Here is a 14,575-nt window from a genome sequence, read left to right as displayed (position 1 = left end):
GGAGCTCCTCAGCCCTTGCTCTCGGCGGGGTCCTTGAGGCCGACCGACGCGTAGTCGAGCTGACCGCCGAAGGAGGTCTGCCCGTACGCGCCCGCGATGTTGGTTCCCACCACCAGCGGCCACCGCCGGACCAGTACGGGTACGGCCGGGGCCTTGGCGAGGATCCGGCCGTCCAACTCGCGCCAGGCGGCGACGGCCTGTTTGGCATCGGTCATCGCGGCGATCTCGTCCATCCGCCTCATGGTCGCCGTGTCGCGGAAGAGGGAGTGGTTGCCGAGGTTGCCCTTGTCCTTGATGTAGCGGCCGTCGAAGACGAAGGGCAGGAAGGTCGAGCCGGACGGGTAGTCCGGGCACCAGCCGGTGTAGACCAGATCGGTGCGGTGGGCGGTGTCGCCGATGGCGGCGTAGAACGCGGACGGGTCGACCGTCTCGATGGTGACCGTGATCCCGGCCTTGGCGAGCGACTGCTGGATCGCCTCGGCCCGCCCCTTGTCACCGTTGGAGACCGTCATCGCGGTGGTGAAGCCGTTCGGCTTGCCGGCCTCCTTCAGCAGCCGCTTGGCCTTCTCCGCATCACCGGTGGCGGGGATCTTCAGGGTGTCGGGCTGCTCGCCGTCGAAGAGGGTTGCGGGCATGTAGGCCGTGGAGACGTCGTTGAAGGCGGGACCGCCGGAGGCGGTGATCACGACCTCCTTGTCGAGGGCGTACTGCACGGCCTGACGGACCTTCACGTCGTCGAACGGGGCCCGCCCGGTGTGCATCTGCACCATGTCGGTGCAGTTGGTCGACTCGGCGAGCAGCCGCTTGCGCACGTCGGCGTCGGGCAGCACCTTCGCCGCGCTCTCCGGCCGCAGCGCGTACCACGGGACGGCGGAGGCGTCCGTGCCCTGGCTGGCGATCATCCGGTCGTCGATCTGGTTGGGCTTGAGCCCCATCAGCATCACCAGCCTGTCCGGGTAGGCCTTGCGTATGCCGTCCGTCTCGGGGTTCCAGTGGGGGTTGCGGACCAGGACCAGCTTCTTGTTGCGCTGGTACGTCTCGATCTTGTACGGCCCCGAGGAGAACGGCCGGTTGTCGTACCGGGGCCCTTGGTCCTTCGCCTTCGGCACCGGGGCGAAGGTGGGCATCACCGTCGCGTTGGGGAACTCGGCGAAGGGCTTGCGCAGTTCGAAGACGATCGTCCTGTCGTCCGGCGTCGTGATGGAGTCCAGGTGCTGGTCCTTGGCCGGGCCCTGGTAGCCCTTGGCGCCCTTGAGGTAGCGGGCCGCGTAGTCGGAGCCGCCGGGCAGGTCCGGGGAGAAGGACCGCTCCACGTTGTACTTGATGTCCTGGGCGGTGACCGGCGTCCCGTCCTCGTACCTGACCCCCGGCTTGAGGTGGAAGGTCCAGGTCTTGGCGCCGTTGGAGGGTGTGCCGAGGTCGGTCGCGAGGTCGGGGACCAGCTCGGCGCCGGCGGCTCCGGGGGCGGCTCGGTACGACACCAGGGTGCGGTAGAGCAGCCGGGTCCCGAAATCCATGTCGTTCATCACCCAGTTACGGGCCGGGTCGAGGTGGGTGAAGTCCTGGTTGGACAGGACGGTGAGGGTGCCGCCCTTCGTCGGCGGGCCGCCGACCACCCGGCCGATGTTGGCCGTTGCGGGGTTCTTGCGGCCGCGGGTGCCGTCCACCGTCCGTCCGCCGGAACAGCCGGCCGTGCCGAGGGCGAGGGCCGTCACCAGCGTGGCGGCCAGGGCGGTACAGGTGCGTTTGTCCATGGGGGGTCACTCCGGGAAGCAGTCGGACAGCCAGGGGCGGGCTGACGGGAGGGAGGCTGGAATGTGACCGGTAACATAGTAATGTGAAATTGCACTGACAAGGTGTCGGAGACTTCTTTCCTCACCCGTGCCCGCGGGGGCTGCAGTTGGCGACACGGACGCGGTCGAGGTGGGGAGGGAATGGGAGAGGGGAAACCGCTCGGCAGTTGGTCGAACCTCTTGGCACTCGCAGTGCAATGTGAAATATTACTGTCGTGCTCACGAGGAACTCCGCAGACGTCATCGTCGTCGGGGCGGGCGTGATCGGCGCGGCCTGCGCCCACTACGCCGCCCGGTCCGGCCTCCGCGTCACCGTGCTCGACCGCGGCCCTGTGGCGGGCGGCACGACCGGGGCCGGCGAGGGCAACCTCCTGGTCTCCGACAAGGAGCCGGGCCCCGAACTCGAACTTGCCCTGCTGTCCACCGAGTTGTGGCGGGAGCTGGCCGACGAACTCCCGCCGGAAGTCGAGTACGAACCCAAAGGCGGACTGGTCGTCGCCTCCGATGAGGCCGGGATGGCCGCGCTGCGGAGCTTCGCGGCCCGGCAGTGCACGTCCGGTGTCACGGCGGACGAGGTCCCGGCCGACGGCCTGCACGACCTGGAACCCCATCTCGCCGACGGCCTGGCCGGTGGCTTCCACTACCCCCAGGACGCGCAGGTGATGCCGGCGCTCGCCGCCGCGCATCTGCTGCGCGCGGGCGGCGACCGGGTCCGGCTGCGCCTCGGCGAGGAGGTCACCGGCCTGCTCACGGGGGCCAGCGGCGAGATCCGGGGGGTGCGTACGGCGGCCGGGGAGCTGCACGCCCCGTATGTGGTGAACGCCGCCGGAAGCTGGAGCGGTGATCTCGCCCGCCTCGCGGGTGTCGAGCTTCCCGTACGGCCCCGCCGGGGCTTCGTCCTGGTCACCGAGCCGCTGCCGCGCGTCGTCCGCCGCAAGGTGTACGCGGCCGACTACGTCGCGGATGTGGCCAGCGGCTCCGCCGGACTGCAGAGTTCGGCGGTGGTGGAGGGCACCCCGGCGGGCCCGGTGCTGATCGGCGCCAGCCGGGAGCGGGTCGGCTTCGACCGCACGCTGTCGGTCGAGGTGCTGCGACGCCTGGCGGCCCAGGCCACCGCGCTCTTCCCGGTTCTTGCCGGGGTCCGGGCGATGCGCACCTACGTCGGCTTCCGCCCGTACCTCCCCGACCACCTGCCCGCCATCGGCCCCGACCCGCGCATCCCCGGCCTGCTGCACGCCTGCGGTCACGAGGGTGCGGGGATCGGCCTGGCCCCCGCCACCGGACTGGCCGTCGCACGATCGCTGACCGGCGGCGAACCGCCCCTCGACATCTCCCCGTTCAGGCCGGACCGCTTCGCGTCGACCGCCTGAGACCGTCTGCCACGACTGCCCTGTCTGCCACGACTGCCATGAAAGGAGGATCCGTGGCCCGTACCCCCGCCGAGCTGGTCGGCGCTCAGCCCGGTCCGCCGTTCCAGATCACGTTCGACGGGCGCGCCCTGACCGCACTGCCCGGCCAGTCCGTCGCCGCCGCGCTGTGGGGTGCCGGAATCCTCGCCTGGCGCACCACCCGCGGTGGCGGGCGCCCGCGGGGCGCGTTCTGCGGCATCGGCCAGTGCTACGACTGCCTCGCCACCATCAACGGAGAGCCCAATCGGCGGGCCTGCCTGGTTCCGGCCCGGCCGGGGGACACCATCACCACTCAGGAAGGACACGGCCGTGCCTCGCTCGGAGTCTGAACCGTACGACCTGGTGGTGATCGGTGCGGGCGCCGCCGGTCTCGCCGGAGCCGTCGCGGCGGGTGAACTCGGTCTGTCCGTCGCCCTGCTGGACACCTCCACGCAGACGGGCGGACAGTTCTACCGCACCCCGGCGCCCGTCATGGGGGCCGTCCGGCCCGAGGCGCTGCACCATGACTGGTCCGCCTACGCCGACCTGTGCCGACGGCTGGCGCGGAGCGAGGTCCGTCATCTTCCCGGACATCATGTGTGGAGTGTGACGCGGGAGGAGGATGCCGGGGCCGCCGAAGGGCCGTGGGCGGTGCACGCCGTCACCGGGGCCGACGGCGGCGGCGAGCGACCCGTGCGGGTAGCGGCCCGCGCGGTGCTCCTGGCGACCGGCGCCTATGAACGTCAACTCCCCTTCCCCGGCTGGACGTTGCCCGGCGTCGTGGGTGCCGGTGGGGCGCAGGCCATGCTCAAGTCCGGCCTGGTGCTGCCCGGGCGGCGGGTCGTGGTGGCGGGCAGCGGCCCCCTGCTGCTCGCGGTCGCCTCCTCGCTGGCCGCCGCCGGCGCGAGGGTGCCGGCCGTCGTCGAGGCATCCGGCTACCTGCGGTACGCCCGGCACCCCCGGGCGCTCGTCGGAAACCCGCACAAGGCGGCCGAGGCGCTGGTCCACGGCGCCGCGCTGCTGTGGCACCGGGTGCGGGTGCGGATGCGCAGCGCGGTCACCGAGGTGCACGGCACCGATCGGGTGGAGGCCGTCACCGTCACTCGTCTCGACGGCGACTGGCGTCCCGTACGGGGGACGGGGCGACGGATCGACTGCGACGCGCTGGCGGTCGGACACGGCCTCGTTCCCCAGATCGAACTGGCCACGGCGCTCGGCTGCGCCACCCGCCCGCTGTCCGACGGCACCAGCGCCCTGACCCTGGACGGCCTTCAGGAGACATCGGTACGCGGCCTGTGGGCGGCGGGTGAGACCGGGGGAGTGGGCGGTGCCCAACTTGCCCGCACCGAGGGTGAGTTGGCCGGAGTGTCGGTGGCCGCCCGGATCCTTGACCGCCCCGCCCATCCGGGACGGGTCCGGGAACTCCAGCGCCGGATCGGCCGGATGCGCGCCTTCGCCGACGCGATGACCGCCGCCCATGCGCCGGGTCCGGGGTGGCCGCGCTGGCTCACGGACGACACCGAGGTGTGCCGCTGCGAGGAGGTCACCGCCGGGCGCATCCGCGAGGCCGTCGAGGACCTCGGAGCGCGCGACGCGCGCACCGTCAAACTGCTGACCCGGGCCGGTATGGGCTGGTGCCAGGGCCGGATGTGCGGTCCGGGGGTGGCCTGTCTGGCCGCCCGCGACCAGGCCGCCGAACCCCCGGCCGAGCGCCGCCCTTTCGCCGCCCCCGTCCCGCTCTCGGCGCTCGCCGCCCTGGACGACCCCGTCAGGCACGAGCCGGGGGACCACACCGACACCGAAGCCGATCCCGACGCCGCCCCCGGCGGCTGACCTCGAGCCGAGCCGCCCTCGGACGGGGCACGGCTCAGTAACATGTCACACATCCTAGAGAGGTTTCGCGGCATGACCGCCACCACCTGGAACACCACCCGCCCCTGGCGCGGCATCATGGTCGCCACCGCCCTGCCCCTGCGGGACGACCTGTCCGTCGACTACGACGCCTACGCCGAGCACGTCCGCTGGCTCCTCGCGAGCGGCTGCGACGGCGTCGTGCCCAACGGCTCGCTCGGCGAATACCAGACCCTCACCGACGAGGAGCGGGCCCGCGTGGTGCGGACCGCGGTCGAGGCCGCGGGCGACGGGGCGCGCGTCATGCCCGGCGTCTCCGCCTACGGCAGCGCCGAAGCCCGGCACTGGGCGGAGCAGGCGGCCGAAGCGGGCTGCGGCTCGGTGCTCCTGCTGCCCCCGAACGCCTACCGGGCCGACGAGCGGGGCGTGCGCGCCCACTACACCGAGGTCGCCCGGGTCGGGGTGCCGGTCGTCGCGTACAACAACCCCATCGACACCAAGGTCGATCTCACCCCCGGCATGCTCGCCCGGCTGCACCAGGACGGCAGCATCGTCGCCGTGAAGGAGTTCACCGGTGACGTCCGCAGGGCGTACGAGCTCGCCGAACTCGCCCCGGAGCTCGATCTGCTGATCGGCGCCGACGACGTGCTGCTCGAACTCGCCACCGCCGGTGCCGTCGGCTGGATCGCCGGATACCCCAACGCCTTCCCCGCCGGCTGCGCCGCGCTGTACCACGCCGCCGTCGCCGGCGACCTGGCCACGGCCCTGCCGCTCTACAAGTCCCTGCACTCCTTGCTGCGGTGGGACTCCAAGACGGAGTTCGTCCAGTCCATCAAGCTGTCCATGGACGTCGTCGGGCGGCGGGGCGGGCCCACGCGTCCGCCGCGTTCCCCGCTCACGCGGGAGATCGAGGCGGCGGTGCGGGCCGCCACCGAGAAGGCCGTCGCCGACGGCCACCGCTGACCACACCACCGGACCGTCGAAAGGAAGCCCGTGCGCACCCGCAATGTCTTCCACGCCGTCGACTCGCACACCGAGGGCATGCCCACGCGAGTGATCACCGGCGGCGTCGGGGTCGTCCCCGGCGCCACGATGGCCGAGCGGCGGACGTACTTCATCGAGCACATGGACCATCTCCGGACGCTCCTGATGTACGAGCCGCGTGGCCATGCCGCCATGAGCGGCGCCATCCTCCAGCCGCCCACCCGCCCCGATGCCGACTACGGAGTCCTCTACATCGAGGTCTCCGGGCTGCTCCCGATGTGCGGGCACGGAACGATCGGGGTCGCCACCGTCCTGGTCGAGACCGGCATGGTGCCGGTCACCGAACCGGTCACCACGGTCCGGCTCGACACCCCGGCGGGGCTGGTGACCGTCGAGGTCCAGGTGGCCGACGGCGTGGCCACAGCGGTCACGCTCACCAACGTGCCGGCGTTCTGCGCCGCGCTGGACAGCAAGGTCGCCGTGCCCGGATACGGCACGGTCACCTACGACCTGGCGTTCGGCGGGAACTTCTACGCCTTCGTCGAACTCGACGCGCTGGGGCTGCCGTTCGACCGTGCGCGCAAGGACGACCTGCTGGCCGCGGGGCTCGCCATCATGGACGCGATCAACGCCTCACCGGAGCGGCCCGTCCACCCCGAGCGGCCGGAGATCGCCGGAGTCAAGCACGTCTACCTCGCCGCTCCCGGCTCCGGCCCCCGCCACTCGCGGCACGCCATGGCCATCCATCCCGGCTGGTTCGACCGCTCCCCGTGCGGTACGGGCACCTCGGCCCGGATGGCCCAGCTGTACGCCCGCGGTCAGCTGCCGCTCGGCCAGGACTTCGTCAACGAGTCCTTCATCGGTACCCGCTTCACCGGCCGTCTGGTCGAGAAGACCACCGTGGGCGCGCTGCCCGCCGTCGTGCCGACCGTCACCGGACGCGCCTGGATCACCGGCACCGCCCAGTACTTCCTCGACCCGGACGACCCCTTCCCCGGAGGTTTCCTCCTGTGACCGACGCCGTACCCCTCATCACGTCGTGCAATCCGACCGACCCGTCCGACGTGCTCGTTCGGGTTCCGGCGCCCGGTGCCTTCGCGGCGGCCGACGCGGTGGAGCGGGCCCGCGCCGCCCAGCCCGAGTGGCTGCTCGGTGGGGCGGCCGCCCGCTCGGCCGCCCTTGGTGCGGTCGCCGCCGCCCTCGACGCCGCCGCGGCCGAGCTGACCGCACTCGCCGTCCGCGAGGTGGGCAAGCCGCTCGCCGAGGCCCGGGCCGAAGTCGCACGCACCGTCGCGATCTGGCGCTACTACGCCCAGGCCCCGTACGAAGCCGTCGGCGCCGTCCACGAGACCGCCGCGGGCCCCGGCCTGCTGCTCACCCGCCGCCGCCCGCACGGGGTGGCCGGGCTGATCACGCCCTGGAACTTCCCCTTCGCCATTCCGAGCTGGAAGGCCGCCCCGGCGCTCGCGACCGGCAACGTGGTCGTCCTCAAGCCCGCCCCCGAGGCCACCGCCTGCGCGCAGCGCCTGGCCGAGATCGTCCAACGGGCCCTGCCCGCCGGGGTGTTCACCGTCCTGCCCGGCGGGGCGACGGAGGGCGACGCGCTCGTCTCCGCCGCCGACGTGGTCTCCTTCACCGGCTCGACCACCGTGGGCCGGGCCGTGGCCCGCGCTGCCACGGAACGGGGTGTTCCGGTGCAGGCCGAGATGGGCGGCCTGAACGCGGCGATCGTCCTGCCCGACGCCGACATCGAGCAGGCCGCGGCCCACACAGCCGCTGCCATCGCCGGGTACGCGGGCCAGAAGTGCACCGCCACCAGCCGTGTCATCGCGGTCGGTGCGGCCCTCGATCCGCTGCGCGAGGCGCTCTCCGAAGCGCTGCGCAGCGTCCCGGTCGGCGATCCGGCCGACGGGGCAACGGTGAGCGGGCCGCTCATCAACCAATGCGCCCGCGACCGGGTCCGTGACGCCTGGCACGGCCTGGGCGCGCTGGCCGGCGGCACCGTGCCCGACGGGCCCGGCTGGTACGCGGCGCCGACACTGGTCGAGAAGGTCCCCGCGGGGCACCGCCTGCTGTGCGAGGAGGTCTTCGGGCCCCTCGCGGTCCTGCTGCCCGCCGACGACCTGGCCCATGCGGTGCGGATCGCCAACTCCGTGCCGTACGGCCTGGTCACCTCGGTCCACACCGCCGACCTGGACGCCGCGCTGCGCGGACTGGACCTGCTCGACACCGGGATGATCCGGATCAACGCACCGTCCACCGGCGTCGACTTCCACCTGCCGTTCGGCGGCGTCAAGGCATCCAGTCACGGGCCGCGTGAACAGGGCCGGGCGGCGCTGGAGTTTTACACCTCCAGCCGGACCTACACCCTGTCGCCCGCTGGAGCAACGTGACATTGTACGGTGGTGGTCCATACCAGACCGAAGGGACCACCACCGCCATGGGGCACCTGAAGCACCGCGACCTCAACGTCGGCCGGGAGCGGCTGCGCGACCAGGTCGGCAACGCCCTGCGAGCGGCCCTGATCTCCGGCGAACTGCGTCCGGGTGTGGTGTATTCGGCGCCCACGCTCGCCGAGGACTTCGGTATCTCCGCCACCCCGGTACGTGAGGCGATGCTCGACCTGGCCCGCGAGGGTTTGGTCGAGCCCGTCCGGAACAAGGGTTTCAGGATCACCGAGGTCAGCGAGCGCGACCTCGACCAGTACACCGAGATCCGCGCGCTGATCGAGATCCCCATGATCGGCCGGGTCACCCGAAGCGTGGCGCGAGAGGATCTGGAGGCGCTGCGCCCGGTCGCCGAGGAGATCGTCCGGGCCGCCCGTGAGCACGACCTCATCGGCTACCTGGAGGCCGACCGGCAGTTCCATCTCTCGCTCCTCGCGCTCTGCGGCAACGACCGCCTCGTCGAGACCGTCGGCGACCTGCGCAAGCGTTCCCGCCTCTACGGGCTCACCGCCCTGGACGAGCGCGGTGACCTGATCCCCTCGGCCGAGGAGCACCTGGAGCTCCTCGACCTGATGCTCGCGGGGGACGCGAAGGGCGCGGAGAAGTGCATGGCCAAGCACCTGGGCCATGTCCGCTCGCTGTGGGCCGGCGGCGGCAGCCCTTCGTCGGCCGAGGCCAAGGGGGCTGCCGCGCGGCGTACGCGCAAGCGCTCCGCCTGAGGCGCGGGGGCGAGGCCGGCTCCCCATGACGGGGAGCCGTGCCCATGCGGGTGCTCCTCGAATGAGGGCGGCTGATCGATGCCGGCTATGCAATGTCACACCTCACAACCTCACCGCCACACCTCACCTGTCGTACCCCACTGCTCTCGCCGCGCCGGGAAAGGGCCCCATGAATCCTGCGTACGCCACCACCGACCACTTCTTCACCGTCCCGCTGGACCACTCCCTTCCCCACGGCCCGACCCTGCGGGTGTTCGCGCGCGAGGTCGTCGACCCTGCCCGTACCGGTGAGCGACTGCCCTGGCTGCTCTATTTGCAGGGTGGCCCCGGCGGCAAGGCGCCCCGCCCTTCGGCAGGTTCGCCGGGCTGGCTGCCCCAGGCGCTGAAGACCCACCGGGTACTGCTCCTGGACCAGCGCGGCACCGGCCGCTCCACCCCGGTCACCGCGCGGATGGCCGCACGGTTCGACTCCCCGTCGCGACTGGCCGCGCATCTGGCCCACTTCCGCGCCGACGCGATCGTGGCCGACGCCGAACTGATACGTCGTCAACTGTGCGACGAGGAACCCTGGGAGACGCTCGGCCAGAGCTACGGCGGCTTCATCACCCTCACCTATCTCTCCCGGGCCCCCGAGGGCCTGCGGGCCTGCTACGTCACCGGCGGCCTGCCCGGACTCACCGCGACCGCCGACGACGTGTACGCCCGCACCTATCCGCGGGTGCGGGACCGGGTCCTCGACTTCTACGCCCGCTACCCGGACGACGCCCCCCGGCTCCGCAAGATCGCTGACCTCCTCGCCACCGGTGACGCCCGCCTGCCCGGAGGCGACCGCCTCACCACCCGCCGCCTGCGCACCCTCGGCCTCGCCCTCGGCATGGGCGACGGCTTCGAGCGGATCCACTGGCTGCTCGACGAATCCCTCGATGCGGACGGCGAGTTGACCGACACCTTCCGCCACCAGGTGGAGGCCCTGACCGGCTTCACCGACAACCCGCTGTTCGCCGTCATGCAGGAGACGCTGTACGGGCAGGGCTCCGGCCCGACCGGCTGGGCGGCCTCCCGGGCACTCGCCGACTTCCCCGAGTTCGCGGAGGAGGCGGACCCGCTCCTGCTCACCGGGGAAATGATCTATCCCTGGATGTTCCGGGAGATCAAGGGCCTGCGCCCCTTCGAAGCGGCCGCGGACCTCCTGGCCCGGCGTACCGACTGGCCCCCGCTCTACGACCCGCACCGCCTGGCCGCCAACGAGGTCCCCCTCGCCGCGGCCGTCTACCACGACGACATGTACGTCGACGCGGGCCTCTCCCTGCGCACGGCGCGCGAAGTCGGCGCCGGTCGCGTCTGGGTCACCAACGAATGGGAGCACGACGGCATCACCGCTTCGGGCGGCAGCGTCCTTGCCCGCCTGATGGACCTGGCCGCGGGCCGCGCCTGAGCCGACCGTTCCCACGTATCCGCCTCTGGCCATCGCCTCCGACGGGAGTGACATGCCTGCCCTGCCGACCCGCCTGCGCCCCTGTGCCGCGGCCCTCACCCTCACCTCCTGCCTCATCGCCCCCACGACGGTGAACGCGGCCCCCGCCCCTGTGGCCCACCGGTCTTCGCCTCCGGCCGCCTGCGCGCTGCCCGGCAGAACCGGCTGGACCGACGAAGGCCACGGCACCGACCGCGTCCAGTTCCAGCCCGCCACCGGAACCCGGCGCGTCCTGACGCTGTTCGTGGACTTCCCCGATGCCCGGGCCACCGGCCCCACCGACGAGTACGCCGCTCAACTCGCCCCCGCCGCCGACTGGTTGCGCACGGCCAGCTACGGCCGCACACGCCTCGCCCTCACCTCGCTGCACCGCTGGATCCGCATGCCGGCGGCTGCGGACTCCTACGGCTTCGAGCGGGGCCTGACCTTCGAGGCCCACGAGAAGTACGTACGCGACGCGATCGCCGCCGCCGACCCGTACGCGGACTTCTCCCGCTACGACATGGTCTATGTCGTCCCCACCAGGGAGGCGAGTGCCGTCTCCTTCTCCCCGACCTACCTCTACGACCCGACCACGTCCGGTGTGACCGCCGACGGCACCCGCATCAAGTGGGCCGTGACCTTCGGCCAGGACCTGTGGCACTGGGGCCCCAAGGTCGCCGACCACGAGACCGGCCACACCTTCGGCCTGCCCGACCTGTACTCCTTCACCGGCGCCACCCATCAGTACGTCGGCGGCTGGGACGTCATGGGCGATATCGCCGGTCACGCACCCCAGTACCTGGGCTGGCACTCCTGGAAACTCGGTTGGACCCGGGACGCCCAGGTCGCCTGCCTGGCCGCACCCGGCCGGCGCACCGTGCGCCTGACCCCGGTGGAACGGCGCGGCGGCACCAAGATCGCCGTACTGCGCACCGGTGACACGACGGCGTACGTCGCGGAGTCCCGCCGGGCCGTGGGCAACGACCGGGACATGTGCCGGGCCGGCGTCCTCGTCTACAAGGTCGACTCCGCGGTCCCGACCGGCGAGGGACCGGTCCGGGTCATGAACGGCAACCCGGCCGCCCGCCCGTCGCCCGACCTCCACCCCCAGAAGACGGCGCCACGCGCCGACCGCTCGCATGCCACCGGCTGCACCGGGCTCGACCTGGCGGCCTACACCCCCGGCCAGACCTTCACGGACCCGGACAGCGGCGCCCGCATCGACGTCCTCGCGGGCGGCGGGGCGGGGGACACGGTGCGGCTCAGCACGGGGCGGACCGGGCAGGGGCGGTAACGGCCGCCGTCGGCGTCATGAAGGCCTGCCGGTCGGCCGGTGACAGGACGAGACCCGGACGGTCATGACACCGGTCCGGCCGGGCGCAGCAGTGCGACCAGCGACCCGGTGAACTCTGTCGCCGCCCAGGGGAGTCGACGGCCGAGCATCGTCTGCACCTGGGCTTCGCGGCGGCGGAAGACCGGGTGGTCGAGCGGCACGTAGACGACGCCCTCGGCGACCGGGTCCGGGTGCAGGCCGCCCAGGTCGCCCAGGTTGCCGACGAGTGCGATGCCGCCGCCGGAGCGGACGAACTCGTACTTCGTGGCCATGGCGTCGCAGACCAGGGCCGGCCGGACGGTCAGGCCCTCCAGTTGCACGCCGGTGTCGAAGAGGTCGCGCTGGGTGGTTCCGGCCGGGGGCAGGGCGAGGGGGTACGCGCACAGTTCGGCCAGGCCGACGCGTTCCCGGCCGGCGAGTGGGTGTCGGGGCGGGACGATGGCGGCCATCGGTACCACGACGGAGCACTCCACCCGTAGGTCGTGCTGCGGGCCCATCGCGTAGGTGACGGCGATGTCGGCGATTCCCTCGACCACCCTGCGGGTCGCCTCCTGGTGGGGCACGCGGTCGAGTTGGAACGTCACGTCCGGGTGGTCGTGCCGGAAGGCCGCCATCGCGTGCGGGACGAGACGGCGCGCGAAGCCCTCCGAGCAGGCCACGGTGACGTTGCGGGCGTCCGCGCCGCTGCCCGTGCGCAGTTCGGTCAGGAGCGCGGAGGACTCGGCCTCGCTGCGACGGGCATGGGCCAGCAGACGAGATCCGGCGTCGGTCAGGGTCATTCCGCGCGGATGTCGGATGAACAGCGGCACGCCCACCCCGGATTCGAGCTTGGCGATCTGCCGGCTGATCGCCGACGGGGCGACCCGCAGGTTCTGGGCGGCCTCGCTCACCGCCCCCGTGCGGGCGACTTCGAGAAAGTACGCCAGGCTCACCGGCATCAGCTGCATCGGACCTCCATGGGTGGGGCGGCGTGCCGTCTGACGCGTACACCGGTTTGCCGATATGAGAACGCCGGGCAGCACAAACGGCAATAGTCACGGTGAGTCAGGGACCCTACGCTGCTGAGCCAACACGGCATGTGCCGTGCAACCGTACCTGCGCCGTGCCCAGGAGCAATCGCCAGTGATCCCCGAAAATCTCGTCCAACGGGCCGAGGAGTACGTCGACTCGGGTGCCTTCTTCGCCGACCTGAGCGCCATGGTCGCGTACCCGACGGAGAGCACCCGCCCGCACAGTCACCTTGCCGTTAAGGCATACCTGGAGGAGGTGCTCGTCCCCGCGCTGACCGACCTGGGGTGCTCCGTGGCCCCCTACGCCAACCCGGACCCCTCGGGCGGCCCGTTCCTCGTCGGTACGCGCGTGGAGTCCCCGGAGCTTCCGACGCTGCTGTGTTACGGGCACGCCGACGTGGTGGACGGCCACGCAGGCAGGTGGAGCAACGGTCGCGATCCATGGACCCTGACCGCCGACGGCGACCGGTGGTACGGCCGCGGGGCGGCCGACAACAAGGGGCAGCACCTGGTCAACCTCGCGGCGCTGCGGCTGCTGCTGGCCGAGCAGGGGTCGCTCGGCTTCAACCTGACCTTCCTGTTCGAGACCGGTGAGGAGATCGGCTCGCCGGGCCTCGCCGCCTTCGCCGCCGCGCACCGCGAGGAGTTGCGGGCCGATGTGGTGATCGCCTCGGACGGGCCGCGCCTGGACGCCACGACGCCGACCCTCTTCCTCGGAGCGCGCGGTGGCGTCAGGCTCCTGCTCGACGTCGACCTGCGGCCGGACGCGTACCACTCCGGCAACTGGGGCGGCGTCCTGCGCAACCCCGCCACCACCCTGGCCGGTGCCGTCGCGAGCCTGGTCGACGGGCACGGCCGCATCCAAGTCCCGGCACTGCGGCCGCCCACCCTCCCGGACCAGGTGCGTACGGCGCTCACCGGCCTCGCGGTCGGGGGCGGCCCCGGCGATCCGGTCCCCGACGAGGGGTGGGGCGAGCCGGGCCTGACCCCTGCCGAGCGGCTCTACGGCGGGAACACCCTTGAGGTCCTGTCGCTCGGCTCGGCCGACATCGACCGCCCGGTCAACGCGATCCCCGGCCGGGCCCGCGCCGTCCTGCAACTGCGGTACGTCGCCGGCACCGACGTGAGCCGCATACGGGAGATCGTCGCCGAGCATCTCACCGCCCACGGCTACCCGATGGTCGAGGTGACCGTCCACGACGGCTTTCCCGCCGGCCGTACGCCGCTCGACGACCCCTGGGTCGACTGGGCCAGGACGACGCTGGAGCAGGTCACGGACCAGCCCGTGGCCGTCCTGCCCAACATCGGCGGCTCACTGCCCCACCACGTCTTCACCGACGTCCTCGGCCTGCCCACCCTGTGGCTGCCGCACTCCTACCCCGGCTGTCTGCAGCACGCACCCGACGAGCACCTGCTCGGCACGATCGCCCGCGAGGGCATCGTGCTGGCGGCCACGCTCTTCCACGCCCTCGGCCACGACCCGGCCGGCCTCCCGCTCCCCGCACGCAGCGGCTGACCCGTCACTTCCCGTACGCGCCCCGGCCCACCTCCGCTCCCCGTCCCCAGCTCGGCCCGACGACCGTCGGCCCGGCGC

General features: G+C 72.4%; 12 protein-coding genes. 10 read left to right on the top strand and 2 right to left on the bottom strand.

What is annotated here, in order from left to right; genetic code table 11:
* Positions 1–8: 8 nt before the first annotated feature.
* Entirely contained in the window at positions 9–1,754 is a 1,746-nt protein-coding gene (locus ACFWZH_RS09430) for an ABC transporter substrate-binding protein (RefSeq protein ID WP_384427417.1), read from the bottom strand.
* Between the two features lie 254 nt (positions 1,755–2,008).
* On the opposite strand from ACFWZH_RS09430, the gene ACFWZH_RS09425 reads away from it, so the two are divergent.
* The 9 genes from ACFWZH_RS09425 to ACFWZH_RS09385 all read left to right on the top strand — a co-directional run bounded on the left by ACFWZH_RS09425 (position 2,009) and on the right by ACFWZH_RS09385 (position 11,932).
* A complete protein-coding gene (locus tag ACFWZH_RS09425) occupies positions 2,009–3,163 on the top strand; it encodes an NAD(P)/FAD-dependent oxidoreductase (protein ID WP_384427416.1) in 1,155 nt (384 codons plus the stop codon).
* Between the two features lie 53 nt (positions 3,164–3,216).
* Positions 3,217–3,531, top strand: a complete 315-nt coding sequence (locus tag ACFWZH_RS09420) for a (2Fe-2S)-binding protein (RefSeq protein WP_384427414.1) — start codon at positions 3,217–3,219, stop codon at positions 3,529–3,531.
* Positions 3,512–5,014: an FAD-dependent oxidoreductase gene (locus ACFWZH_RS09415; RefSeq protein ID WP_384427412.1), complete on the top strand. Its 1,503-nt coding sequence runs from the start codon at positions 3,512–3,514 to the stop codon at positions 5,012–5,014. The genes ACFWZH_RS09420 and ACFWZH_RS09415 overlap by 20 nt, the downstream gene beginning before the upstream one ends.
* A 72-nt stretch (positions 5,015–5,086) precedes the next feature.
* A complete protein-coding gene (locus ACFWZH_RS09410; RefSeq protein ID WP_384427410.1) occupies positions 5,087–5,995 on the top strand; it encodes a dihydrodipicolinate synthase family protein in 909 nt (302 codons plus the stop codon).
* 30 nt (positions 5,996–6,025) lie between these two features.
* The gene (locus ACFWZH_RS09405) at positions 6,026–7,030 is read left to right on the top strand and encodes a proline racemase family protein (protein ID WP_384427408.1); all 1,005 of its coding nucleotides are present in this window, start codon (positions 6,026–6,028) and stop codon (positions 7,028–7,030) included.
* Complete coding sequence (locus ACFWZH_RS09400) at positions 7,027–8,409, top strand: aldehyde dehydrogenase family protein (RefSeq protein ID WP_384427407.1); 1,383 nt, start codon at positions 7,027–7,029, stop codon at positions 8,407–8,409. The genes ACFWZH_RS09405 and ACFWZH_RS09400 overlap by 4 nt, the downstream gene beginning before the upstream one ends.
* Before the next feature lie 47 nt (positions 8,410–8,456).
* Complete coding sequence (locus ACFWZH_RS09395; protein ID WP_384427405.1) at positions 8,457–9,182, top strand: GntR family transcriptional regulator; 726 nt, start codon at positions 8,457–8,459, stop codon at positions 9,180–9,182.
* Positions 9,183–9,351: 169 nt separating this feature from the next.
* Positions 9,352–10,617 carry an alpha/beta fold hydrolase gene (locus ACFWZH_RS09390; protein WP_384427403.1) on the top strand — a complete coding sequence of 422 codons (1,266 nt, stop codon included), beginning with the start codon at positions 9,352–9,354 and terminating at the stop codon, positions 10,615–10,617.
* A 52-nt stretch (positions 10,618–10,669) separates the two neighbouring features.
* Positions 10,670–11,932 carry a M6 family metalloprotease domain-containing protein gene (locus ACFWZH_RS09385; protein WP_384427401.1) on the top strand — a complete coding sequence of 421 codons (1,263 nt, stop codon included), beginning with the start codon at positions 10,670–10,672 and terminating at the stop codon, positions 11,930–11,932.
* Between the two features lie 62 nt (positions 11,933–11,994).
* On the opposite strand, the gene ACFWZH_RS09380 is transcribed toward ACFWZH_RS09385, so the two are convergent.
* Positions 11,995–12,918: a LysR family transcriptional regulator gene (locus tag ACFWZH_RS09380; protein ID WP_384427399.1), complete on the bottom strand. Its 924-nt coding sequence runs from the start codon at positions 12,916–12,918 to the stop codon at positions 11,995–11,997.
* Positions 12,919–13,093: 175 nt separating this feature from the next.
* On the opposite strand from ACFWZH_RS09380, the gene ACFWZH_RS09375 reads away from it, so the two are divergent.
* The gene (locus ACFWZH_RS09375) at positions 13,094–14,497 is read left to right on the top strand and encodes a M20 family metallopeptidase (RefSeq protein WP_384427398.1); all 1,404 of its coding nucleotides are present in this window, start codon (positions 13,094–13,096) and stop codon (positions 14,495–14,497) included.
* Positions 14,498–14,575: the final 78 nt, after the last annotated feature.

Origin of the sequence: Streptomyces sp. NPDC059008 (genome assembly GCF_042749045.1) — a bacterium.
Classification (GTDB): domain Bacteria; phylum Actinomycetota; class Actinomycetes; order Streptomycetales; family Streptomycetaceae; genus Streptomyces.
The sequence above is the reverse complement of the archived record's forward strand: the minus strand, read 5'-3'. Positions and strand labels throughout refer to the sequence as shown.

Coding starts and splice junctions, on each gene's coding strand:
- ACFWZH_RS09390 (WP_384427403.1), top strand. CDS start 9,352: ATGAATCCTGCGTACGCCACCACCGACCACTTCTTCACCGTCCCGCTG.
- ACFWZH_RS09380 (WP_384427399.1), bottom strand. CDS start 12,918: ATGCAGCTGATGCCGGTGAGCCTGGCGTACTTTCTCGAAGTCGCCCGC.
- ACFWZH_RS09395 (WP_384427405.1), top strand. CDS start 8,457: ATGGGGCACCTGAAGCACCGCGACCTCAACGTCGGCCGGGAGCGGCTG.
- ACFWZH_RS09430 (WP_384427417.1), bottom strand. CDS start 1,754: ATGGACAAACGCACCTGTACCGCCCTGGCCGCCACGCTGGTGACGGCC.
- ACFWZH_RS09410 (WP_384427410.1), top strand. CDS start 5,087: ATGACCGCCACCACCTGGAACACCACCCGCCCCTGGCGCGGCATCATG.
- ACFWZH_RS09385 (WP_384427401.1), top strand. CDS start 10,670: ATGCCTGCCCTGCCGACCCGCCTGCGCCCCTGTGCCGCGGCCCTCACC.